This window comes from Streptomyces sp. NPDC058279 (assembly GCF_042881255.1).
In the GTDB taxonomy this organism is placed as follows: domain Bacteria; phylum Actinomycetota; class Actinomycetes; order Streptomycetales; family Streptomycetaceae; genus Streptomyces.
In genome coordinates, this window is the sequence record NZ_JBHVYA010000006.1 from 130,117 (window position 1) to 154,895 (window position 24,779).

16 protein-coding genes are annotated in these 24,779 nt (G+C 70.4%); 5 read left to right on the plus strand and 11 right to left on the minus strand.

The annotated features are described in order from the left end of the window. Positions 1-29 precede the first annotated feature (29 nt). The 10 genes from dxs to ACFVXJ_RS14345 form a co-directional block, all read right to left on the minus strand. The gene (gene dxs, locus ACFVXJ_RS14300) at positions 30-1,946 is read right to left on the minus strand and encodes a 1-deoxy-D-xylulose-5-phosphate synthase (protein ID WP_389662004.1); all 1,917 of its coding nucleotides are present in this window, start codon (positions 1,944-1,946) and stop codon (positions 30-32) included. 252 nt (positions 1,947-2,198) lie between these two features. Next, positions 2,199-3,488, minus strand: a complete 1,290-nt coding sequence (locus ACFVXJ_RS14305) for a sugar ABC transporter permease (RefSeq protein WP_389662179.1) — start codon at positions 3,486-3,488, stop codon at positions 2,199-2,201. Between the two features lie 26 nt (positions 3,489-3,514). Next, entirely contained in the window at positions 3,515-4,303 is a 789-nt protein-coding gene (locus ACFVXJ_RS14310; RefSeq protein WP_329199216.1) for an ATP-binding cassette domain-containing protein, read from the minus strand. Positions 4,304-4,544: 241 nt separating this feature from the next. Continuing rightward, positions 4,545-5,657: a sugar ABC transporter substrate-binding protein gene (locus ACFVXJ_RS14315; protein WP_389662005.1), complete on the minus strand. Its 1,113-nt coding sequence runs from the start codon at positions 5,655-5,657 to the stop codon at positions 4,545-4,547. Positions 5,658-5,774: 117 nt separating this feature from the next. After that, positions 5,775-6,989, minus strand: a complete 1,215-nt coding sequence (locus ACFVXJ_RS14320) for an ROK family protein (protein ID WP_389662006.1) — start codon at positions 6,987-6,989, stop codon at positions 5,775-5,777. A gap of 205 nt (positions 6,990-7,194) precedes the next feature. Beyond that, positions 7,195-8,121, minus strand: a complete 927-nt coding sequence (locus ACFVXJ_RS14325) for a carbohydrate ABC transporter permease (protein ID WP_389662007.1) — start codon at positions 8,119-8,121, stop codon at positions 7,195-7,197. A 13-nt stretch (positions 8,122-8,134) separates the two neighbouring features. Next, on the minus strand, positions 8,135-9,079 hold the full coding sequence (locus tag ACFVXJ_RS14330; RefSeq protein ID WP_389662008.1) for a carbohydrate ABC transporter permease: 945 nt from the start codon (positions 9,077-9,079) through the stop codon (positions 8,135-8,137). Between the two features lie 22 nt (positions 9,080-9,101). Continuing rightward, complete coding sequence (gene ngcE / locus ACFVXJ_RS14335; protein WP_389662009.1) at positions 9,102-10,550, minus strand: N-acetylglucosamine/diacetylchitobiose ABC transporter substrate-binding protein; 1,449 nt, start codon at positions 10,548-10,550, stop codon at positions 9,102-9,104. Positions 10,551-10,864: 314 nt separating this feature from the next. Beyond that, complete coding sequence (acnA, locus tag ACFVXJ_RS14340; RefSeq protein WP_389662010.1) at positions 10,865-13,579, minus strand: aconitate hydratase AcnA; 2,715 nt, start codon at positions 13,577-13,579, stop codon at positions 10,865-10,867. A 154-nt stretch (positions 13,580-13,733) separates the two neighbouring features. Beyond that, entirely contained in the window at positions 13,734-14,735 is a 1,002-nt protein-coding gene (locus ACFVXJ_RS14345; RefSeq protein ID WP_389662011.1) for a LacI family DNA-binding transcriptional regulator, read from the minus strand. A gap of 222 nt (positions 14,736-14,957) precedes the next feature. On the opposite strand from ACFVXJ_RS14345, the gene ACFVXJ_RS14350 reads away from it, so the two are divergent. The 4 genes from ACFVXJ_RS14350 (at position 14,958) to ACFVXJ_RS14365 (ending at position 21,008) form a co-directional block, all read left to right on the plus strand. Further along, complete coding sequence (locus ACFVXJ_RS14350) at positions 14,958-16,877, plus strand: amidohydrolase (RefSeq protein ID WP_389662012.1); 1,920 nt, start codon at positions 14,958-14,960, stop codon at positions 16,875-16,877. 127 nt (positions 16,878-17,004) lie between these two features. After that, on the plus strand, positions 17,005-18,534 hold the full coding sequence (locus tag ACFVXJ_RS14355; RefSeq protein ID WP_389662013.1) for a helix-turn-helix domain-containing protein: 1,530 nt from the start codon (positions 17,005-17,007) through the stop codon (positions 18,532-18,534). A 137-nt stretch (positions 18,535-18,671) separates the two neighbouring features. Next, positions 18,672-19,433: a class I SAM-dependent methyltransferase gene (locus ACFVXJ_RS14360; protein WP_389662180.1), complete on the plus strand. Its 762-nt coding sequence runs from the start codon at positions 18,672-18,674 to the stop codon at positions 19,431-19,433. A gap of 138 nt (positions 19,434-19,571) precedes the next feature. Then, on the plus strand, positions 19,572-21,008 hold the full coding sequence (locus ACFVXJ_RS14365; protein ID WP_389662014.1) for a cytochrome P450: 1,437 nt from the start codon (positions 19,572-19,574) through the stop codon (positions 21,006-21,008). Here ACFVXJ_RS14365 and ACFVXJ_RS14370 read toward each other — a convergent pair. Further along, entirely contained in the window at positions 21,005-22,456 is a 1,452-nt protein-coding gene (locus tag ACFVXJ_RS14370; protein ID WP_389662181.1) for an MFS transporter, read from the minus strand. The two genes, ACFVXJ_RS14365 and ACFVXJ_RS14370, sit on opposite strands and share 4 nt — an antisense overlap. A gap of 212 nt (positions 22,457-22,668) precedes the next feature. On the opposite strand from ACFVXJ_RS14370, the gene ACFVXJ_RS14375 reads away from it, so the two are divergent. Beyond that, positions 22,669-24,720, plus strand: coding sequence for an alpha/beta fold hydrolase (locus tag ACFVXJ_RS14375; RefSeq protein ID WP_389662015.1), 2,052 nt, complete (start codon positions 22,669-22,671; stop codon positions 24,718-24,720). The last annotated feature ends 59 nt before the right edge of the window (positions 24,721-24,779 follow it).

Genomic DNA, 24,779 nt, shown 5'->3' on the forward strand with positions numbered 1-24,779 from the left:
TACCTGCAACCGCGCACGGCCCGACCGTGTCAGTCGACGGTCGCGGCCGGTTCGCTGTCGTAGCGGCCGTCCAGCTTGGCGACCAGGCCCGTGACCTGCCGGGCGATGTCGGGCGCGGTGAGCCCGATCTCGGCCAGGATCTCCTTGCGCAGCGCGTGGTCCAGGAAGCGCTGCGGGATGCCGAAGTCGCGCAGCGGTACGTCGACACCCGCGTCCCGCAGGGCCTGCGAGACGGCGGCGCCCACCCCGCCGGTACGGCCGTTGTCCTCGACGGTGACGACGACGCGGTGCCGCTCCGCGAGCGGGGCCAACGCCTCGTCGACGGGCTTGACCCAGCGCGGGTCGACGACGGTGGTGGAGATGCCCTGCTTGTCGAGCAGGTCGGCTACCTCCAGGCACATCGGGGCGAGCGCGCCCACCGAGACGAGCAGCACGTCCGGTCGGGTGACTTCCGGGGCCGGGGCGCGCAGCACGTCCATGCCGCCGATCCGGCCGACGGCCGGGACGGCCGGGCCGACGACGCCCTTGGAGAAGCGCACGACGGTCGGCGCGTCCTTGACCTCGACGGCCTCGCGGAGTTGGGCGCGCAGCTGCTCGGCGTCGCGCGGCGCGGCCAGCCGCAGGCCCGGGACGACCTGGAGGATGGACATGTCCCACATGCCGTTGTGGGAGGCGCCGTCCGTTCCGGTGACACCGGCCCGGTCCAGCACGAAGGTGACCCCGCACTTGTGCAGGGCGACGTCCATCAGGACCTGGTCGAAGGCCCGGTTGAGGAAGGTGGCGTACACCGCGAAGACGGGGTGGACGCCGCCGGTGGCCAGGCCGGCGGCCGAAGTGGCGCCGTGCTGCTCGGCGATGCCGACGTCGAAGATGCGTCCGGGGAACGCGTCCGCGAACTTCTTCAGGCCGACCGGCTGGAGCATGGCCGCGGTGATGGCGACGATGTCCTCGCGCTCCTTGCCGAGCCTGACCATCTCGTCGGCGAAGACGGAGGTCCAACTGGCGGCGTCGGTGGAGACCGGCAGACCGGTGTCCGGGTGGATGACCCCGACCGCGTGGAAACGGTCCGCCTCGTGCTCCAGGGCCGGGGTGTAGCCGCGGCCCTTCTGGGTCAGGCAGTGCACGATGACCGGGCCGCTGAAGCGCTTGGCGCGCTGGAGGGCCGACTCCAGGGCCTCGATGTCGTGCCCGTCGATGGGGCCGATGTACTTCAGGCCCAAATCCTCGAACATGCCCTGCGGGGCGATGAAGTCCTTCAGGCCCTTCTTGGCGCCGTGCAGGGTCTCGAAGAGCGGCTTGCCCACGACCGGGGTGCGCTCCAGGAGTTCCTTGCCGCGGGCCAGGAAGCGCTCGTAGCCGTCCGTGGTGCGCAGCGTGGCCAGGTGGTTGGCCAGGCCGCCGATGGTGGGGCCGTAGGAGCGCTCGTTGTCGTTGACGACGATGACGAGCGGGCGGTCCTTGGCGGCGGCGATGTTGTTCAGCGCCTCCCAGGCCATGCCGCCGGTCAGCGCGCCGTCGCCGATGACGGCGGCGACGTGGTGGTCCGCGCGGCGGAGCACCTCGTTGGCCTTGGCCAGGCCGTCGGCCCAGCCCAGCACCGTCGAGGCGTGGGAGTTCTCGATCACGTCGTGCTCGGACTCGGCGCGCGAGGGGTAACCGGACAGGCCGCCCTTGGAGCGCAGGTTGCCGAAGTCCTGGCGGCCCGTGAGCAGCTTGTGGACGTAGGCCTGGTGGCCGGTGTCGAAGAGGACCTTGTCCTTGGGCGAGTCGAAGACCCGGTGCAGGGCGATCGTCAGCTCGACCACGCCGAGGTTGGGGCCGAGGTGCCCGCCGGTCTTGGAGACGGCGTCGACGAGGAAGGACCTGATCTCGGCGGCGAGCTGAGTGAGCTCCTCCTGGCTGAGCCGGTCCAGATCGCGCGGTCCCTTGATGCGGGTCAGCAGCACCCGTGCCTCCTTGCAGTTGCTTGCTGGTCTGTCGAGTCTAATGTTCCGCTCGCGACGAGCATCATCGGGCGGTACCGGGACGGTCACGCCTTTGACATACCTGTACACGTGCTCGTGAAGTCACACATCACAAACGGGCGCATACCCGCACAGTCGTACGCACACATGTACGCACAGGTGCCCGGTGCCACACGAGGTGGCACCGGGCACTGTGACGGTTCTTACCGCCGGGTCACCCCGGCGACCGCGCCGTCAGGCGCGTCCGGCCGTCTTCTGGGTCTTGCGGGTGACCGAGTCGATGACCACGGTCGCCAGCAGGACCGCGCCGGTGATCATGTACTGGATCGGCGTCGCGATGCCTTCCAGGGCCAGACCGTACTGGATGGAGGTGATGACCATGACGCCGAGGAGGGCGTTCCAGGTCCGGCCCCGGCCGCCGAAGAGGCTGGTGCCGCCGATGACGGCTGCCGCGATCACGTTCATCAGCAGGTCGCCGGCGCCGGCGCTCTGGTTGGCCGCCGCGATCTTGGACGCCCAGAAGAGTCCGCCGATGGCGGCGAAGGTGCCCGCGATGGCGAAGACCGCGATGCGGATGCCGGTGACGTTGATGCCCGCGCGCCGGGAGGCCTCGACGCTGCCGCCGAGGGCGAAGATGTTGCGGCCGAAGGAGGTGCGGCGCAGGACGAAGTCCGTGCCGACCAGCACGGCCAGGAAGAGCACCACCGCGAGCGGGAGGCCCTTGTACTGGTTGAACACCACGGCCGGGCCGAAGGTGAACACCGCGAGCAGGGCGGTGCGCAGCACGATCTCGCCGAGCGGGCGGGAGGGGACGCCCGCGGCCTGTCGGCGGCGGTTGTCGAAGAAGGAGGCCAGGAAGTAGGCCGCCACGGCGATCGCCGCGAGGCCGTAGGCAGCCGCCACGTCCGTGAAGTAGTACGTGGTGAGCTTGCCGACCACGCCGTCGGGGTCGAGGTTGATCGTGCCGTTGCTGCCGAGGATCTGCAGCATCGCGCCGGACCAGAACAGCAGGCCCGACAGGGTGACGGCGAAGGCCGGGGCGCCGATCCGGGCGAAGAAGAAGCCGTGCAGGGCGCCGATCAGCGCGCCGCCCACGACGGCGGCGAGGATCGCGAGCCACTCGTTCACGCCGTGGGTGACGGCGAGCACGGCGACGATCGCGCCCGAGACACCGCTGACCGAGCCGACCGAGAGGTCGATCTCGCCGAGCAGCAGCACGAAGATGATGCCGACGGCCATCATGCCGGTGGCGACCATCGTGATGGCGATGTTGGTGAGGTTCTCCGGGGAGAGGAAGTTCGCGTTCAACCCCTGGAAGATGCCCCAGATGATGATCAGGCCCAGGACGACCGGGATGGAGCCCAGGTCACCGGCCTTCATCTTGCGGCCGAACTCGCTGAGGTAGCCGGACAGGCCCTGCTCACGGACGAGCAGGCGCGGGTCAACGGCCGGGATGGCGTCCGTCGCCGCGGCCGGGTTGACCGGATCGACGTGCTGCGCCTGGCCGGCGGGACCCTTGTCCAGCGGGCCGGCGGGAGGAATTTGGGTGCTCACTTGCGGGCCTCCCCGGTGCGGGCCGCCCGGCGGGTCACGGCGTTGTCCGTGGCCCCGGTGATGGCGGAGATGATCTCTTCCTGCGAGGTGTCGGCGACGCTGAAGACGCCGTTGTTGCGGCCCAGCCGCAGGACCGCCACCTTGTCGGCGACGGCCTTCACATCGGCCATGTTGTGGCTGATGAGGATGACGGCGTGGCCGCGTTCGCGCAGCCGCTCCACCAGGTCGAGGACCTGGGCGGTCTGCTCGACGCCCAGGGCCGCCGTGGGCTCGTCGAGGATGACGAGCTTGGGCTCGCCGAGCATCGAACGGGCGATCGCCACGGTCTGGCGCTGACCGCCGGACAGCGAGGCGATGGGGATCCGGACGCTGGGTATCCGGATGGACAGGGTGGTCAGGAGCTCGCGCGCGCGACGCTCCATCTCCACCTCGTCGAGGATGCCGCGGCGCTTGAGCTCGCGGCCGAGGAAGAGGTTGCCGACGACATCGATGTTGTCGCACAGCGCGAGGTCCTGGTAGACCGTCGCGATGCCCAGGTTCTGGGCGTCGTGGGGCTTGCTGATGGAGACCGGGCGGCCCTCCCACTCGATGACTCCGTCATCGATCGGGTGCACGCCGGCGATCGTCTTGACCAGCGTGGACTTGCCGGCGCCGTTGTCACCGACGAGGGCGACCACCTCACCGGAGTGGATCTCGAGTTCTACGTCGGTCAAGGCCTGAACGGCGCCGAACCGCTTCGAGACCCCTCGCAACGCCAACACGGGCGCAGCGGACACATGAACCATCTCCTTCGCCGCCTGACCGGCGGGGATGTCGTGCAAAAGAGCAGGAACGCGAATGGGGCTATGGGGGGAAAGCAGAGAAAACGTTTCTGTACCGGCGCCCCGCGGATGGCGGGGAAAGGGGGCGGGGCGCCGGACAGGCGTGGGGTCGTCCCGTTCGGGGCGACGGGGCCTTCGCTTCGGGCCGGGGGCCTTCGGGCCGGAGCCTTGGGACCGGGGGCCTTCGGTCGGGGCCGCGGGGGCCTTACTTCAGGCCGATGGCGGCGCAGGCGGCCGCGTACTTGTCGGTGCAGATCTCGTCGGTCGTGTAGACGCCGTCCTTGACGACGGTGTCCTTGATGTTGCTCTTGGTGAGCGAGACGACCGGGATCAGCACGGACGGGACGCCCTTGGTGGTGGGGCTGTCGACGTTCTGGTTGACGATGTCGCTGATCTTCTCGTGCTTGGCGAGGGCCACGGCCATCTCGGCGGCGGCCGAGGCCTCCGGCGCGTACGGCTTGTAGACGCTCATGAACTGCTCACCCGCGACGATGCGCTGCACACCGGCGAGCTCCGCGTCCTGGCCGGTCACGGGGGGCAGGGGGGACAGCCCGGCCGCCTTCAGGGCGGTGATGATGCCGCCGGCCATGCCGTCGTTGGCGGAGTAGACGCCGATCACCTTGTCCTTGCCGAGCGCCGAGAGCGCGCCCGCCATGTTGGTGTTGGCGTTCTCCGGCTTCCACTCCTTGGTGTCGTACTCCTTGCCGATGGTCACCTTGCCGTCGAGGACGGAGTGCGCGCCCTTCTTGAACAGGGCGGCGTTCGGGTCGGTGACGGAGCCGTTCATCATGACGATCTGGCCGTCCTTGGCCTTGTCGCCCAGCGCGTCGAGCAGCGCCTTGCCCTGGACCTTGCCGACCTCTTCGTTGTCGAAGGAGGTGTAGGCGTCGATCGGGCCCTCGGCGAGGCGGTCGTAGGCGACGACCGGGATGCCGGCGTCCTTGGCCTTCTTGACCGAGCCGGCGATGGCCTTGGCGTCGACCGCGTCGACGATCAGGACGTCCACCTTGTTGGTGATCATCGTGTCGACCTGCGAGTTCTGCGTGGTCGCGTCCTGCTTGGCGTTGGCGTAGACGACCTTGGCCTTGCCGCCGGTGAGGTCGGCGACCTTCTTCTCGATGAGCGGCTTGTCGAACTTCTCGTACCGGGCCGTCTGGTTCTCCGGAAGGAGCAGGCCGACGGTGACCGCGTCACCCTTCGCGGCGGCGGATTCCTTCGTCTTGTCGCCGGACTCCTTGGCGCTCCCACATGCGGCGAGGGAAACGGCCATGGCACCGGCCGCGACGGCGACAACGGATCTGCGCATACGAGCGTTCATTGGTTGAACCTCCCTGACGAGGCCGCGACAGTGCGGCCGAGGTGGATGCGAGTCAACCCCGGCCGCAGTTTGCCGTCAAGGAGTGAATCCTTAACGAGATGACAACGGTGCCATCCGTTATCTAACTGAAGACATCAGGGCGGGAGCCCGTACTCCGATTCCATTTTCCGCCAAAAGCGTCGAATCGCCCATCTCGCTCAATACGAGAGCCAGCGCTCCGAGCACCTCCGCGCGCCCGCCCAGGGAGCCCGTGAGCACCGAGAGTTGCCGGGCCGCGCTGGGGATCGCGTACCTCCCCACCGATTCACGGATGGGGGTCAGGACGAGTTCACCGGCTTCGGCGAGCGAGCCGCCGAGCACCACCCGGCTGGGGTTCAGCAGGTTGCACAGGCTGGCCACGCCGCTGCCGATGTGCCGGCCGACGTCGGTGATGACCCGCCGGCAGCCGGGGTCGCCGCCGCGGGCCAGTTCGACCACCCGCTCCATCGTCAACTCCGGTCCGTGGGTGCCCTGGAGGAGGGGCAGCACGTAGCGCGCGGCGGCGAAGGTCTCCAGGCAGCCGCGGTTTCCGCAGCGGCAGACGGGGCCCGATTCGTCGAGGGTGATGTGCCCGATCTCGCCCGCCGTGCCGCCGGGTCCGCGATAGATCTGACCGTTGATCACCAGGCCCGATCCGACACCGCTCGCGACCTTGATGTAGGCGAGGTCCTTCACCCCCCGACCACTGCCCCAGACCAGCTCGCCGAGGGCGCCGAGGTTGGCGTCGTTGTCCACGTAGACGGGTACGCCCAGACGACCGGACAACTCCTGGCGCGGGTTGATCCCGGCCCAGCCCGGCAGGATCGCGGTCGAGCCGAGCGTGCCGGATTCCACGTCGATGGGGCCGGGGACGCCGAGGCCGACGCCGATGACCTTGTCGCGGCCCACCCCCACGCCTTCGATCAGCCGGCCGACCAGCGCTTCCGCCCGGTCGAAGCCCTCGGTCCAGGAGGCGTCGACGTCCAGCGGCTCGGAGTCCTCGGCGAGCACCTGGTGGGCGAGGTTGCCCACGGCCACCCGCAGGTGGGTGTGGCCGAAGTCCACGCCGATCACGATGCCCGCGTCCCCGCTGAGCGAGACGCTGCGGGCCCGCCGGCCGCCCGCCGAGGTGTCGGTGACCTCGACGGTCCCGGCTTCCTTGAGCTCGCGGACGATGTTGGAGACCGTGGCCGCCGACAGTCCGGTGGCACGGGCGATCTCCGCCTGTGTCAGGGAGCCCGCGAGCCGGACGGCCCGCACGACGCGTTCGAGGTTCGCGCGATGCAGCGACGACTGCGATCCGGGAGTCTGCACGACTCATCCACTCCTAGCCCATAAGCGACGGCCGGCCGTCGCCCCCCGGCCGGCGATCAGGGCTGAGTGCTCCGAGACACCGGCGTCTCTCCAACTTGTGAACCTTAAGTCGAGCCTGTGGCCCCTCAGACGTCAAGAGGCTGACACAGCACGAAGAGGACACTATTGGCGATATAGGGACGATATAGGGGTGAAAGAAGCGGTTCTACTTCAGCGTGGCGGAGGTCAGCCCGGCCTGGATCTGGCGCTGGAAGGAGAGGTAGACCACCAGCATCGGGATCATCGCGATGGTCACTCCGGCGAACAGCACGGGTAGGTCCGTCTCGTAGCCCATCTGGTACTGGAGTTGGATCAGGCCCTGGGTGAGCATGTAGCGCTCGGGGTCGGAGCCGCTCTGGGGCTGCATCAGCACGGAGGGCAGGATGTACTGGTTCCACTGGCCCAGGACATTGAATATCCCCACGCTGATCAGGCCGGGCTTGGCCATCGGCAGCATCACCTGGAAGAAGATCCGGGTGTCGGACGCCCCGTCGATCACCGCCGCCTCGTGGACGGCGGTGGGCAGCGTCCGGAAGAACGAGTGCATGAAGAAGACGGTGAACGGCAGCGAGTACGCCACGTACACGAGGATCAAGCCCTGGTACGTGTTGAGCATGTCGAGGCGCTTGACCATGAAGAACAGCGGCACGAGCGCCAGGAAGACCGGGAACATCGCCCCGCTGACGAAGAAGTAGTAGACGACCCGGTTGCCCGAAAAGGGGTAACGGGCCAGTACGTACGCCGCCATCGACCCGAGCAGCATGGTCAGCGGCACCGAGAACACCAGCACGATCAGCGTGTGGGCGAAGTAGTCCCCGATGCCCTTGTCCCAGGCGCGGGAGAAGGCGTCGAAGTGCCAGTGCGAGGGCCAGCTGAGGGCCGAGCCGCCGATCTGCGAGTCGGTCTTGAAGGAACCGAGCGCGAGCCAGATCAGGGGCAGGACGATCAGTATCGCCCAGACGGCCAGGAACCCGTGCGAGAAGACGTTGAGCACCGTGCCGTCGGAGCGGCCGGCGCCGCCCTCCTTGGCGCGGCCGGCGCCGCCGGGCCGCTCGGCGGCGGCCTCTCCGGGGGCCTTGATCACTGTGGTCATCGGTGTCTCCCGCTCAGAACTCGATGCGCTCGCGGCGGGTGGCGCGCAGCGTGACGATGGAAAGGATCATGGTCAGGGCGAGCATGACCACGCCCATGGCGCAGGCGTATCCGCTCTTGCCGAAGTAGAGGAAGTTGCGCATCAGCACGGTGGCCATGACCTCGCTGTGGTGGTCCGGGCCACCGCCGAACTGGCCCGAGGTCATGGTGGACACCAGGACGAACATGTCCATCGCGGCGATGCCCAGGTACACGGCGGAGGTCTGTACCGAGTCCCACAGCAGGGGCAGGGTGACCTTGAAGAAGGTCTGGGCCCGGCCGGCGCCGTCCAGCAGGGCGGCCTCGTAGATGTCCTTCGGGATGGACTGCATGGCGGCGGAGAAGAGCACCAGGTAGAAGCCGACTCCGTGCCAGACGACCACCATGAGCAGGCACCACAGCACGAGGTTCGGCTCGTTGAGCCATTCGACGGGGTGGCTCGGGTCGACCAGCCCCAGTTTGGTGAGGAAGCCGTTGAGCAGGCCGCCGGCGTCGCTGCGGTACACGGCGCCGAAGAGCACGGCGAGGATGGCGAGGGAGAGGACCTGCGGGAAGAAGTAGACGATCTTGTAGAGGCCCGATCCGCGCACGCCCCGCACCCCGCCGGCGCCGCTGCGGCCGCCCGCGTTCACCATGAAGGCGAAGAAGAGGGCGAGCAGGATGGTGATCACCGGGACGAACACCAGGAGCAGCAGGTTGTGCCACAGGGCGCCGCGGAAGACCTCGTCCTTCATCAGCTCCGCGTAGTTGTCCAGGCCGACGAATCGGAATGTCGGCGACTGGCCCGACCAGTTGGTGAAGGAGTACCCGAACGTCTGGATGTAGGGCCAGATGACGAAGGTCAGGTACAGGGCGAGCGGCAGGATCAGGAAGCCGGTGATGAAACCGCCCCGTCCTCTGCCGCGGGCAACGTGGCTCATGGTGTCCGTCCCGTCCGTGACGTCAGCTGCGGCGGTTGTTCTTCGCGTTCGGGTCCTTGGCAGCCTTGTCTACCGCAGCCTGGGCCCGCTTGATCCATTCCTTGGGCTGGATCCGCTGGGCCATCAGCTCATTGGACGCGTTCTGGATCTCGGTGTCCATCTCGCTGTACCAGTCGGGGTACAGGTAGTTGAAGGTGTTGCTGCCGGCCGCCTTGACCGCCGCCACCGCCGACTGGGTGCCCGGACGCAGCTTGACGTCGGGGTTGACGCCGTCCTTGACGACGGTGAGGGAGTTGGCCTGCTGGGCGAAGGTGGTCGACCATTCGCGTGACAGCATCGAGCGCAGGAACTCCAGTCCGCCGGCCTTGTTGGCGGCCTTCTCGGGAACGATGAAGGGTTCGCCCGCTCCCGCCCGGATGGCCTCGAAGGGCAGCTTGCTGTCGGCGAGCAACGGGACCGGCAGGAACTTCATGTCGAAGTCCTCCGGGGTCTGCTTGAGCTGCTCGTTCTCCAGCCAGGAACCGGAGGGGATGAAGGCGGCCTTGTACTGGTTCCAGGCGGTCTGGGACTCCGTGTGGGTGAGGCCGTTGGTGCCCGGCATCAGCAGGCCCTTCTCGACGACCTCGTACACCGCCTCGACCGCCGCGAGGGCGGCGGGGTTGCCCTCGAAGGCGTTCGGTTCCAGGTTGTCGATCGCCTTCATCGCCTCCAGACCGCCCTTCTTGGCGATCAGGTCCATGATGACGACGTTGATGTAGTACGGGTACTTGCCCTGGTGGGCGAGGCCGCCGATGCCGGCGTCCTTGGCCTTCGTACAGACGGCGAGGAACTCGTCCCAGGTCTTGGGCTCGGTCCAGCCCTTCTCCTTGAAGAGCTTGCCGGAGTACCAGAAGCCGAACACGGTGTAGACGTAGTAGAGGGCGACGAACTTGCCGCCCTGGGTGCCCTGTTCGACGGTGCCGGGGATCAGCATGTCCCGGACCTTCTTGGTCGGGTCGTCCAGGGAGGGCGCGTCGAGGACCTGGCTCAGGTCGGCGAGCTGGCCGCCCTTGGCGAGGACGTCGACCTTGATCTGCTGGGCGCCGGAGTCGTCGACCACGTCCGGCGGGTTGCCGCCGTTGAAGCGCGGCTGGAGCTTGCCGGCGATCTCCTGGGTGCCCAGGTGGGAGGTGGTGGTGCCCCACTTCTTGTCGAAGGCGGCTTCCCACGCCTTGGCGTAGTCGTCGCCGAACCCGCCCTTGAAGACGACGACGTCCATCTTGCCGCCCTTGGCGACGCCGAAGGGGTTCTCCTTGGAGACGGCACCCTTCGCGGGGCCCTTGGTCGTCGTGTCGCCGCCGGAGGCGCAGGCGGAAAGGACGCTCATCGTCGGGACGGCGATCAGGCCGAGTGCCGCGGAGCGCTTGATCAGGTCCCGGCGGCCGAGGCCCTCACCGGTGCTGTGCTCGCCGTGGGCGGAGGTGGATACCATGCTCAAGTCCTCGCCTTCGTCAGGGGTGTGAAGGAGGAAGGAACACCACGGCGGCTGCCGTGCGCGCGGCATCGCCGCAGGTCCCCACCGTCCCCCCGTCCGGGGCCGCTCGTCTCGCGGCGGCCCGGACGGCCACAGGTATAGTCCACTTCCGCTCGGGTGAGCAAGATCGTGCACAAGTATCTGCCCCGGCTTTTCCGAGTTGAGACCTCACCGTCACCTGGCCGGCCGATACCCGACGGTCCGAAAAAGCGGAAGGGCCGTACCCCCTTTCGGGGATACGGCCCTTCGGACGCCGCTCGGCGTCCGCGTGACTAGCCGCGGATCAGGTTGCGCAGCACGTACTGCATGATGCCGCCGTTGCGGTAGTAGTCCGCCTCACCGGGGGTGTCGATGCGGACGACCGCGTCGAACTCCACACCGGTGTCGGTGGTGACCTTGACGGTGCGCGGGGTGGTGCCGTTGTTCAGCTCCTCCACACCGGTGAAGGAGAAGGTCTCCTCGCCGGTGAGGCCCAGCGCGGCGGCCGAGGCGCCCTCCGGGAACTGGAGCGGGAGCACGCCCATGCCGATCAGGTTCGAGCGGTGGATGCGCTCGTAGGACTCGGCGATGACGGCCTTGACGCCGAGCAGCGCGGTGCCCTTGGCCGCCCAGTCGCGGGACGAGCCCGAGCCGTACTCCTTGCCCGCCAGGATGACCAGCGGGACGCCGGCGGCCTGGTAGTTCTGCGAGGCGTCGTAGATGAAGGAGACCGGCGCGTCGGCCTGGGTGAAGTCGCGCGTGAAGCCGCCCTCGGTGCCCGGCGCGATCTGGTTGCGCAGGCGGATGTTGGCGAACGTACCGCGGATCATCACCTCGTGGTTGCCGCGGCGGGAACCGTAGGAGTTGAAGTCCCGACGCTCGACGCCGTGCTCGGTGAGGTACTTGCCGGCCGGGGTGTCGGCCTTGATCGCACCGGCCGGGGAGATGTGGTCGGTGGTGACCGAGTCGCCCAGCTTCGCCAGCACCCGGGCGCCGGTGATGTCGGAGACCGGGGTGGTCTCCATCGTCATGCCCTCGAAGTAGGGGGGCTTGCGCACGTAGGTGGACTGCGGGTCCCACTCGAACGTATTGCCGGTCGGGATGGACAGCGCCTGCCACTGGGCGTCGCCCGCGAAGACGTCCTGGTAGGACTTGTTGAACATGTCCTCGCCGATGGCGTTCGCCACGACGTCGTTGACCTCGGCCTCGGAGGGCCAGATGTCCTGGAGGTAGACCGGCTTGCCCTCGGTGTCGATGCCGATGGCGTCCTTGGTGATGTCCACCTTCATGGAGCCCGCGATGGCGTACGCGACGACCAGCGGCGGGGAGGCCAGGTAGTTCATCTTGACGTCGGGGTTGATGCGGCCCTCGAAGTTGCGGTTGCCCGAGAGCACCGAGGTGACCGCGAGGTCGGCCTCGTTGATCGCCTTCGAGATCTCCTCGTCCAGCGGACCGGAGTTGCCGATGCAGGTGGTGCAGCCGTAGCCGACCAGGTTGAAGCCCAGCTTGTCCAGGTACGGGGTCAGGCCGGCCTTGTCGAAGTAGTCGGTGACGACCTTCGAGCCCGGGGCCAGGGTGGTCTTGACCCACGGCTTGCGGGTCAGGCCCTTCTCGGCCGCCTTCTTCGCCACGAGCGCCGCGGCGACCATGACGTAGGGGTTCGAGGTGTTGGTGCAGGAGGTGATCGCGGCGACGGTGACGGCGCCGTGGTCGATCTCGAACGACGTGCCGTCCGCCAGCGTGACCAGGGTCGGCTTGGTCGGGATGCCGTCGGCGGAGGCCGGGGCGTCGGACGCCGGGAAGGACTCCTTGCCGGCCTCCTCGTCGTCGCTGACGTAGTTGCGCACGTCGACGGCGAACTGCTCGGCCGCGTTCGCGAGGACGATGCGGTCCTGCGGGCGCTTGGGGCCGGCGATGGAGGGGACGACCGTGGAGAGGTCGAGCTCCAGCTTCTCGGAGAAGTCGGGCTCGGCGGCCGGGTCCAGCCACAGACCCTGCTCCTTGGCGTACGCCTCGACGAGCGCGACCTGCTGGGCGTCGCGGCCGGTCAGGCGCAGGTACTTCAGCGTCTCGTCGTCGATCGGGAAGATCGCGGCGGTCGAGCCGAACTCCGGCGACATGTTGCCGATGGTGGCGCGGTTCGCGAGGGAGGTGGCGGCGACGCCCTCACCGTAGAACTCGACGAACTTGCCGACGACGCCGTGCTTGCGGAGCATCTCGGTGATGGTCAGCACGAGGTCGGTGGCGGTGGTGCCGGTCGGCAGCTCGCCGGTCAGCTTGAAGCCCACGACGCGCGGGATCAGCATGGAGACCGGCTGGCCGAGCATCGCGGCCTCGGCCTCGATGCCGCCGACGCCCCAGCCCAGCACGCCCAGGCCGTTGACCATGGTGGTGTGCGAGTCGGTGCCGACGAGGGTGTCGGGGTAGGCCTGGCCGCCGCGGACCATGACCGTGCGGGCCAGGTGCTCGATGTTGACCTGGTGGACGATGCCGGTGCCCGGGGGGACGACCTTGAACTCGTCGAAGGCGGTCTGGCCCCAGCGCAGGAACTGGTAGCGCTCCTTGTTGCGGCCGTACTCCAGCTCCACGTTCTGGGCGAACGCGTCGTTGGTGCCGAACTTGTCGGCGATGACCGAGTGGTCGATGACCAGCTCGGCCGGGGCCAGCGGGTTGATCTTCGACGGGTCGCCGCCGAGGGCCTTCACGGCCTCGCGCATGGTGGCGAGGTCGACGACGCAGGGGACGCCGGTGAAGTCCTGCATGATCACGCGGGCCGGCGTGAACTGGATCTCCTCGCTGGGCTGCGCCTGCGAATCCCAGTTGCCGAGGGACCGGATGTGGTCGGCGGTGATGTTCGCGCCGTCCTCGGTACGGAGCAGGTTCTCCAGCAGCACCTTCAGGCTGTAGGGAAGGCGGGCCGCGCCCTCGACCTTGTCCAGCCGGAAGATCTCGTACGACTCGTCGCCCACCTGCAGCGTGCTGCGGGCGTCGAAGCTGTTCGCCGACACGACAGTCTCCTTCATGCATGATTTCGCGCGTATAACCGCATCCTGCCGCCACGCCCCATGGCCAATCCGCTAAGGTCGGGCTAAGTTAGGTAACCCTTACCAGCGGGGGCGGCTGCGGTACGCCTTCGGCAGATATCTCGATGTCGAGATAACTCTAGTACATGTCCGGGGGAAGGGACGAGGCGCGCACCCGCAGTCCTGCCGCCACGGTCAGTTGACCGGGCGATTCCGCTTCCCCCGATTCGATCAGCGCCACCAGCGCGGACACCGCGCGGACGGCGATCCGCTCCGGATTCAGGGTGACGGTGGTCACGGGCGGTTCGTTCTCGGCGTACGCCGGATCGTCGCTGGCGCAGACCAGCAGCAGGTCGTGGGGCGTACGGATGCCGTGGCGCGCGGCGGCCGTCAGCGCCTGCCGGCCGCCCGGGTCGTACACGCAGTAGAGGGCCTCGGGCCGGGCCGGGCCGCGAAAGGCGGCGTCGAAGGCGTGACCTGCGCGGTCGTCGGGATCGAAGGGGATCACCAGCGGGTCGGCCCCGCGCTCGGCGCACCACTGTTCGTAGGCGCGGGTGACGGCCCCGGTGTAGAACTCCCGGCCGTAGCCGGAGTGCAGCGCGATGCGCCGGGCTCCGGAGCTCGTGAGGTGGTCGAGCACCTCTCGGGTGGTGCTCGCGTGGTCGTTGTCCACCCATATGTCGCTCGGCCACGGGTCCGGCGGGCGTCCGTCGAAGACCAGCGGCAGGCCGCGGGCGCGCAGGGCGCGCAGCACCGGGTCCCCGGCGGGGCTGTCCAGCAGCAGCATCCCGTCGACGGCGAGGGTGTGCCACAGCGGCTCGCCACCGCGGTCGGCGGGCAGGGTGGTCAGGGCGTAGCCGCGGGCGTGCGCGGCGGAGGTCGCGGCGGTCAGCAGCCGGGAGAAGTAGGCGATGCCCACGAAGTCCCAGGCAGAGCCGGCGTACGTGGTCACCGCCAGCCCGAGGGTGCGGGTACGGGGGCCGCGCCGGGAGCCGTAGCCGAGGCCGGCGGCCACCTCGCGGACCCGGCGGCGGGTGCCGTCGGCGAGCCGGCCGGTGCCGTTGAGGGCGTGCGAGACGGTCGCGGTGGAGACCTCCGCGGCGCGCGCGATGTCGGCGATGGTCGGTCCGGGGCCGGGCACGGGGTCATGGTACGGGCGGAGGTTCCCGGCGAGGGGGTGCGGTGCGCTCGGCGGCGAGGAGGGCCGCGCTCGGGGGCTGGGGCCGGTGCGCTCGGCGGCGAGGAGGGCCGCGCTCGGGGGCGGGTGCGGAATCCGTCGCGCGGGGCGGGTTCCGGTTAAGGGGTTAATCACCCAGTGTCCACGCCACGTACCGGCACCGCCTTACCGATGTCTGGAGTGGCCATGACCCCTTCCCCCTTGTCCCGGCGAGGGCTCCTCGCGTCCGCCGGGGCCGCCTCGGCGGCGACGCTGCTCGGCGCCGGCGCGGCCTCGGCCGCCTCCGGTCCTTCCGGTTCATCCGGTTCGTCCGGTTCATCCGGGGGCCGGGGCTCCGCCGCCCTGGTGTTCCACAACGCCCGGGTCTTCACGGGCCGGCCGGGTGGCGCGCCGGTGGAGGCCGTCGCGGTGGGGCGGGACGGCACGATCCTGGCCACCGGTTCGAGCGCCTCCGTACGCCGGCACGCGGGCCGGGACACCGAGCTGGTCGACGCCCGCGGCAACACGGTGATGAGCGGAATCCACGACGGGCACGTCCACCCGCTGGGCGCCGGCGAGCGGTCGCTGCGTCCCTCGCTGGCGAGCGCGGAGACCACCGTGGCGGAACTCACCGCCCTGCTGACCGGGTTCCTCGCCGACACCGGCGGCGCGGGCGCCGAGCCCGACGGGTGGTTGGTGGTGGAGGACTGGAACCCGGTCGGGCTGCTGCCGACGGGGACCGCCCCGCACCACGCGATGCTGGACGCGCTGCCCACGCGGCGCCCCGTCGTCCTGGTCGGCGGCGACGGGCACAACCTGTGGGCGAACCAGCGGGCCCTGGACATCGCCGGGATCACGGCGGCCACCCCCGACCCGGTCGGCGGCAAGGTGGTCAAGGGGGCCGACGGAGCGCCGACGGGCGTGCTCAAGGACGACGCGCAGGACCTGGTGAAGCGGCACGTCCCCGAACCGTCCACCGCCGAACTGGTGGCGGCCTGCGCCAAGGTGCTGGAGCTGGCCGCCGCCTCCGGGGTCACGACCATGATGGACGCCCTGGTCGGCCGGCACGAGCTGGAGCTCTACCGGGCGCTGTCGACGGCGGGGAAGCTGCCCCAGCGGATCGTGCCCGCCATCCGGCTGGACGCCGGGCAGGCCAAGGACCCGGCCGCTTCGCTGGCGTACGCGCGCGGGCTGCGCCGGGAGTTCGAGGGGGTGCGGGGGCTCCGGTTCGGGATGATCAAGGTGTTCCTGGACGGGGTCATCGAGTACCCGGCGCAGACGGCGGCGCTGTTGGAGCCGTACCTGGACGGAGCGGGCAAACCGACCACCAACCGGGGGGAGCTGTACACGTCGGCGGCCGACTACGGCCGGCTGTCCGCGGCCTTCAACGCGGCCGGCTGGCAGATGCACGCCCATGGCCTGGGCGACCGGGCGGTCCGTACCGCTTTGGACGGGTACGAGTACGCCAGGCGGGTGACGGGCCATCGGGACGCGCGCAACGCGATCGCCCACCTCCAGATCGTCGATCCGGCCGATCTGCCCCGTTTCGCCCGGCTCGGCGTGGCCGTCTGCATGCAGCTCCAGTGGGCGTCGCGCGACACCTGGACGATGGAGGCGCTGCTGCCCTATATCGGGCCGCGGCGGCACCGTTGGATGTACCCGGCACGGAGCATCGAGAAGGCCGGGGCGCGCCTGACGGGCGGCTCGGACTGGCCGGTGGACGTCCTCCAGGTGTGGAACCAATTGCGGACGGCGATCGATCGGCGGGGCGCGTTCGGCGACGGGGAGCTGTACCGGGAGCTGGAGGGGCTGAGCCGGGACTCCGCCTTGCGGATGCACACCTCGGGCACGGCCTGGCAGTTGCGCCAGGAGGCGTTGACCGGCACGGTGGAGACGGGCAAGGCGGCCGACATCGTGCTGCTGGACCGGGACGTGACCCGCTGCCCGGTGGCCGACATCAGTGACACCGGTGTACGCATGACGCTGGTCGGCGGGCGCGTGGTGCACGACGCGGAGTCCGCGTCGGGCCGGGCGGCTTCGGCCCGCGCGCAGCGCGCGCGCTCGGCCCCGCGACCGGTTTCGTACGCGGCCGTGCACGGCGGCCGACACCACGCCTGCGGGCACTGAACGGGCGCCGGTTCGGGGCCCGTCGGCTGACTCGGGGTCAACCGGCGGGCCTTCCCGCCACTGTGGGTAACACCCGTCTGCCACGCCCCGTTCGGCCCCCATCTCATATCTGAGATACGGTGCACCCATGGCAGACGACTACCTCGTACGTATCGGCAAGCTCATCCGTGACGCCCGTCAGCACCGGGGCTGGACACAGAGTCAGCTCGCCGACGCGCTCGGCACCAGCCAGAGCGCCGTCAACCGGATCGAACGCGGCAACCAGAACATCAGCCTTGAGATGATCGCCCGAATCGGTGAAGCTCTCGACAGCGAGATCGTCTCCCTGGGCTACGCCGGACCCATGCACCTGCGGGTCGTCGGCGGCCGCCGCCTCTCCGGTGCCATCGACGTCAAGACGAGCAAGAACGCGTGCGTGGCGCTGCTCTGCGGCTCGCTGCTCAACAAGGGCCGTACGGTCCTCAGGCGCGTCGCCCGCATCGAAGAGGTGTACCGCCTCCTCGAAGTCCTGAACTCCATCGGTGTCCGTACCCGCTGGATCAACGACGGCGTGGACCTGGAGATCGTCCCGCCGGCCCGCCTCGACATGGACGCCATGGACGCGGACGCGGCCCGCCGGACGCGCAGCATCATCATGTTCCTGGGCCCGCTGCTGCACCGCATGGACCAGTTCCGGCTGCCGTACGCCGGCGGTTGCGACCTCGGCACCCGCACCATCGAGCCGCACATGATCGCCCTGCGCCGCTTCGGCCTGGAGATCACCGCGACCGAGGGCATCTACCACGCCCAGGTCGCCGCCGGGGTCTCCCCCGACCGCCCGATCGTCCTGACCGAGCGCGGGGACACGGTGACGGAGAACGCGCTGCTGGCCGCGGCCCGGCACGACGGCGTGTCCGTCATCCGCAACGCCTCCTCCAACTACATGGTCCAGGACCTCTGCTTCTTCCTGGAGACCCTGGGCGTCAAGGTCGAGGGCGTCGGCACCACCACCCTCACCGTCCACGGCGTCCCGAACATCGACGTCGACGTCGACTACTCGCCCTCCGAGGACCCGGTCGAGGCGATGAGCCTGCTGGCCGCGGCCGTGGTCACCGAGTCCGAACTGACCATCCGCCGGGTGCCGATCGAGTTCATGGAGATCGAGCTCGCGGTGCTGGAGGAGATGGGCCTGGACCACGACCGCTCCGCGGAGTACACCGCCGACAACGGCCGTACCCGCCTGGTCGACCTGACGGTCCGCCCGTCGAAGCTCGAAGCCCCCATCGACAAGATCCACCCGATGCCGTTCCCCGGGTTGAACATCGACAACGTCCCGTTCTTCGCGGCCATCGCCGCCGTCGCCCAGGGCCAGACCCTGATCCACGACTGGGTGTACGACAACCGGGCCATCTACCTGACCGACCTCAACCGCCTCGGTGGCCGCCTCCAACTCCTGGACCCCCACCGCGTCCTGGTCGAGGGCCCGACCCGCTGGCGCGCGGCGGAGATGATGTGCCCGCCCGCCCTCCGCCCGGCGGTGGTCGTCCTCCTGGCGATGATGGCGGCCGAGGGCACCTCGGTCCTGCGCAACGTCTACGTCATCAACCGCGGCTACGAGGAACTGGCGGAACGCCTCAACTCGGTCGGCGCCCAGATCGAGATCTTCCGCGACATCTAGACCCCGTGGGGGGGAACGTCCGTCGCACGGGTCGGCTCCGCGGTGCGTGGCGGCGCGGGGCGGCCGGGGTTTCCCGACCCGGCGCTACCGTGGTGCGGGTGACGGGAATCGATGCCGACCGGCGGTGGTCCGAGTCCATGCCGGCGGCCTACGAACGCTACCTCGCGCCGGTGGTCTTCCGGCCCTTCGCCGAGGACCTGGCCGCCCGGGCGGCGGCGCTCCGTCCCCGGCGGGTCCTCGAACTCGCCGCGGGTACCGGCGTCCTGACGTCGGAACTGCTGGCGGCGGCACCATCGGCCGAGGTGACGGCCACCGACCTGAACGAGGCCATGGTCGCCTTCGGGTCCTCCCGGGCCCCGGGAGCCGGGTGGCGGCAGGCCGACGCGCAGCGACTGCCGTTCCCGGAGGGCGGCTTCGACCTGGTGGTCTGCCAGTTCGGCGTGATGTTCTTCCCCGACCGGGTCGCGGCCTACGTCGAGGCCCGCCGCGTGCTGGCCCCGGGCGGCCGGTTCCTGTTCAACACCTGGGGCCCGCTCGGCACGCACGCCTTCGACGCCGCGGTACAGGCCGGGCTGGAGCGCGCCTTTCCGGTCGACCCGCCGCGGTTCCTCCCCACGGTCCCGCACGGCTACGCCGACCCCGCCGTCGTGGCCGCTGAACTGGCGGCCGCCGGGTTCGCCGTCGAGGAGGAGCAGGAGCTGACGTTGGAGGGCCGGGCCGCGTCGGCCTCCGACGTCGCCATCGGGTTCCTCACCGGGACGCCGGTCCGCGCGGCCGTAGCGGAGCGCGGCGACGGGCCGGCGGTCCGAGCCACCGTCATCGATGAGACGACCGCGCGGCTGGGCCCGGGGCCGGTTGCCGCCCCGATGACGGCGTACGTCTTCCGCGGGGCGGCCTGAACGCGGGGCAGACCCACGCCGGGGAACGCCTCGGCCCCCGCCGCCCACCAGGAGCGGCGGAATCCGGCCAGTGCGGACCGGACGGGTGGTGGGCGGAGCGGCAGAATCGGGGGTTCGGACGGCGTCGAGGGGGCGGCCATGGGAGTGGACAGTACGACGGGGACACGCGCGGGTACGGAGGTCCCGGTGTTGGCCGGGGCGCCGTTGTTGGGGTCGCTGTTCGACCTGACCTCGGATTCGCTCGGTACCTATCTGCGCGCACAGCAGCGCCACGGTGACGTCGTGCGCGTCAGCGCCGGACCGCCCGGGCTGCGTACCGAGCTGTACTGCGTGTTCTCCGCGGAGGGCGCACAGCAGGTCCTGGCATCGGAATCGGCCAACTTCCGCAAGGACAACCCCTTTTACCAGGAGATCCGCGAGTCCCTCGGAAACGGGCTGCTGACCAGCCAGGACGAGGAGTACCTGCGCCAGCGCCGGTTGGTCCAGCCGCTGTTCACCCGCCGCCGGGTGGACGGCTACGCGAGCGCCGTGGTGGCCGAGACCCGGGCGACGCTCGACACCTGGGTGGGGGCGGCGGACGGGATCGTCGACGTCTCCGACGAGATGACGCGGCTCGCGCTGCGCGCGGTGGCCAGGATCCTGTTCGGCACCGATGTGGACGCCACCATCGACGTCATCGACCGGTCCTTCCCCGTCATCACGGAGTACGTGCTGCGGCGCGGCTACTCTCCCGCGAACATCCCGCGGAGCTGGCCCACCCCGGGCAACCGCCGGGCCGCCGCCGCGATGGACGAGTTGTACGCGGTCTGCGACCGGATCATCGCCGAGCGGCGGCGGGGCGGCGCCGACGGCACGGACGGGACGGACGGGGCGGAGGGCACGGAGGGGGACGACCTGCTGACGCTGCTCGCCGCCGCGCAGAGCGCCGACGACGCCGCCTTCGACGCCGGCGAGTTGCGCGACCAGGTGCTGATCTTCCTGCTCGCCGGTCACGAGACGACCGCCACCTCGCTGGCCTTCGCGCTCCACCTGCTGGGCCGCCACCCCGAGCACCAGGAGCGGGCGTACGAGGAGATCTCGCGGGCGCTGGGCGACCGTGAGCCCGAGGCCGCCGACCTCGACCGGCTGCCGTACCTCACACAGGTGCTCAAGGAGGCGATGCGGCTCTACCCCGCGGCCCCGGTGATGGGCCGCAAGGCCGTGGCCGCGAGCCGGATCGGCGGGCTCACCGTCCCGGCCGGTGCCAACGTGATCGTCGCTCCGTGGGTCACGCACCGCCACCCCGACCACTGGCCCGACCCCGAGCGTTTCGACCCGGAGCGGTTCACCCCCGAGGCGGAGGCCGGCCGCCCCCGCTACGCCTGGTTCCCCTTCGGGGGCGGCCCGCGCGCCTGCATCGGTCAGCACTTCTCCATGCTGGAGTCGGTGATCGCGCTCGCCGTGATGCTCCGGGAGTACGAGTTCGAGGCCGTGGACCGGGAGGTCCCGGTCGGCGTCGGCATCACCCTGCGCGCGGACGGACCGGCCCGCTGCCGGCTGCGCCGGCGGACGCGGGAGCGTACGGAGGGAGCCTAAACGGCCGCCGTCGGGGTGTGGTTGCCCTGGAGGCGGGCCAGGTCCGAGGGTCGGACCTGGATGACCACCAGGGCGATCACCGCCGCCATCAGGGCGAACGCGGCGGCCACGATGAAGGCCGTGCTCACGCCGGAGGTCAGCACCTGATCGCCCCAGGGGTCGGGGAGTCGGCCGGTGCGCAGGAACATCGCCCGCTGTGCGGGGTCGGCGGTGGCGAGGAAGGCCGGGACCTGGGTGTGGGCCTCGTTGCGGCTCGCGGTGCCGAAGACCGTGACGAGGATGGACAGGCCGAGCGAGCCGCCCACCTGCTGCGTGGTGTTGAGGAGTCCGGAGGCCGCTCCCGACTCCCGGTCGGGGACGTTGGACAGGGCCATCAGCGTCAGCGAGACGAACTGCATGCCCATGCCGACGCCGAAGATGAGCATCGGTCCGAGGATGCTGCCGAGGTAGGTGGAGTGCACGTCCGTCTGCGTCAGCCAGGCCAGGCCCGACGCCGTACAGAGCGCGCCGCCCACCATGAACGGTTTGGGCCCGAACCTCGGCAGGAGCCGGGAGGCGAGACCCGCGCCGATCGCGATGACGACGCTGATCGGCAGGAACGCGAGGCCCGCGCTGAGGGGGCTGAATCCCAGCACGTTCTGTACGAAGAGGGTCAGGAAGAAGAACATGCCGAACATCGCGCAGGCGAGGAAGAGCATGATGCCGTAGGTACCGGCCCGGTTGCGGTCGGCGAACATGTGCAGGGGCGTGATCGGCTGTGGCGAGCGCCGCTCGTTCACTATGAAGAGGGTCAGCAGGACCACGGCGGCGCCGAACGAGCCGAGGGTCAGGCTGTCGCGCCAACCCTCCTGGGACGCACGGATGAATCCGTAGACGAGGGCGACCATGCCGGTCGTGCACAACAGCGCGCCCGCGAAGTCGAAGTGCCCCGGATGGCGTTCGGACTCCTTGATGACCCTGGTGGCCGTGAAGGCGATGGCCAGTGCGATCGGGACGTTGACGAAGAACACCCAGCGCCAGTCGAGCCATTCGACGAGGATGCCGCCGGCCAGGAGTCCGATGGCGCCGCCGCCCGCCGAGACCGCGGCGAACACCCCGAAGGCCCGGTTGCGCGCCGGTCCCTCGCGGAAGGTGGTGGTGATCAGCGCGAGGGCGGTCGGTGAGGCGATGGCGCCGCCCATTCCCTGGAGGGCCCGGGCGCCCATCAGTTGCCCCTCGTTCTGGGCGAGTCCACCGAGCAGCGAGGCGAGGCCGAAGAGCAGCACGCCGAAGATGAAGACGCGTTTGCGGCCGAGGATGTCGCCCGTGCGACCGCCGAGGAGCAACAGGCCGCCGAAGGTGAGGGTGTAGGCGTTGACGACCCACGAAAGGCTTTCGGTGGAGAACCCGAGTGCGGTCTGGATGTGCGGCAGCGCGATGTTCACGATGGTGATGTCCAGCACGACCATGAGCTGGCAGGAGGCGATGACGAACAGGGCGAGGCCGTTCCCGTGCCCTTCTCGGACCGCGCCGGCGGCCCCCGTGCTGGTCGGCGATGTTTTCCCGTCCACCCCTACGACGCTAAACCTGCCCCCGGGGCCCCACCACTCGAATGGCCTAACCGCGGCACCACGGAACCGGAGCTATGCAGTGTGATATTTCACATGGCAGACTGCCGATCATGGATGACTTCCTCAGGCTCTCCGCGGCCACCGGCCGGTTCACCTACGGCGCCCCGCGCGCCTTCGCCTTCGGTGACGAGGGGCGGCTGCTCTGGTTCCTGCGCTCGACGGGCCCCACCGACCCGGTCGACGCCCTGTGGGTCCTCGACACCTCGACCGGCACCGAAACCCTCCTCGCCGACCCCAGCCGGCTCGCCGCCGGCGCCCTGCCCACCGCCGAACGCCGGCTGCGCGAACGGGTCCGGCTCGTCGCGGCCGGGATCGGTTCGTACGCCCTCTCCGGCGACGGCCGCCACGCCGCGTTCGCGCTCGGCGGGCGGCTGTACGGGGTCACCTGCGACGGCGCCGCGCCTCCCGGGGAGATCCCCGCCGCCGGCCCCGCGATGGACCCGCGCCCCAACGCGGACGGCACACGCGTCGCGTACGTCAGCGGCGACGCCCTCCACACCGTGCCCGGCGGTCGGGTCAGCCCCGACGACGGAGCCCGCTGGGGCCTCGCGGAGTTCGCGGCGGCCGAGGAACTCGGCCGCGACCGCGGCCACTGGTGGTCCCCCGACGGGCGGACCCTGCTGGCCGCCCGGGTCGACGAGTCCGCCCTCCAGCGGCGCTGGATCGGCGACCCGGCGCACCCCGAGCTTCCGGTCGAGGACTTCGCGTACCCGGAGGCGGGCGGCCCCAACGCCGATGTCCAGCTGTGGGTGCTCGGGCCGGGCGGGGACCGGGTACGGCTCGACTGGGACGCCGAGACCTACCCGTACGTCTCGGACGCCGGGTGGGAATCGGCCGGGGAGATCCTGCTGACGGTCCAGGACCGGCTCCAGCGCACGGTGCTGCTGCTCGGCGCCGACCCGGTGACCGGCGCGACCCGCGAACTGTCCCGCACCACGCACCCCCAGTGGGTGGACCCGCTGCCCGGGACCCCGGCCCGGCTGCCCGACGGGCGGATGCTGACGGCCGCCGACACCCCGGGCGGGACCGCACGCGCCCTCGCCGTCGATGGCAAGCTCCTGACCGGCGACGGGATCCAGGTCCGCCGGGTGGCCGGGGCGCACGAGGGCCGGCTGCTGATCGAGGCCGGGCGGCGCGACCCCGCCGAGCAGCAGGTGCTCCTCCTCGACCTCGACACCGGTGAGCTGACCGCGCTCGCCGACGGGCCGGGCGTGCACACCGTGCTGGCCTCGTCCGGGGCGCTGCTGCTGACGGCCGCGGGCGCGGACGGGATACGCCGGACCGTACGCACCGCCGGCGGGCGGGAGTCCAGCCCCCTCGACCGGGCCGAACCGCTCCCCCACCGCGTGGCGCCGGTGCTGGAGCGGGTCACCGAACACCGCGTCCCCACCGCCCTGGTGCTCCCGCGCGGGCACGTGCCCGGGACCAGACTGCCGGTACTGGTGGACGGCTACGGCGGGCCCGGGTTCCAGGACGTCTCGGTGGAGCCGAGGCGCTGGCAGCACCGCCAGTGGTGGGCCGACCAGGGCTTCGCGGTGGTCACCATCGACAACCGGGGTACCCCGTACGTCTCACCGGCCTACACCCACGCCATGTACCGGGGCTTTTCGGACGTCACCCTGGAGGACCAGGCGGCCGCCCTCCAGGCGCTCGGCGCCCGCCACCGGGACCTCGACCTCAGCCGGGTCGGGGTGCGCGGCTGGTCGTACGGCGGCTACCTGGCGGCCCTCGCCGTACTGCGCCGGCCCGACCTCTTCCACGCGGCCGCCGCCGGTGCCGCTCCGACCGACTTCCGGCACTACGACACCGCGTACACCGAGCGCTACCTGGGGCTCCCCCAGGAGCACCCCCGGGTGTACGAGCGGGACTCGCTGATCCCGGACGCGCCCCGGCTGACCCGGCCCCTGCTGCTCATCACGGGTCTGGCCGACGACAACGTCCACCCGTCCCACACCCTGCGCCTGTCGCGGGCCCTGACGGACGCGGGCCGGCCGCACCGGCTGCTGGCGCTGCCGGGCGTCACGCACATGACGCCCGGCGGCACCCGGGAGCAGGTCATGCTCCAGGAACTGGACTTCTTCCGTCGGGAGTTGGGGCTCTGACCGGTGCGGGGCCCCGGAGCCGATCGGGTCGGCTCCGGGGCCCCCCTTCTTCCCCGGGT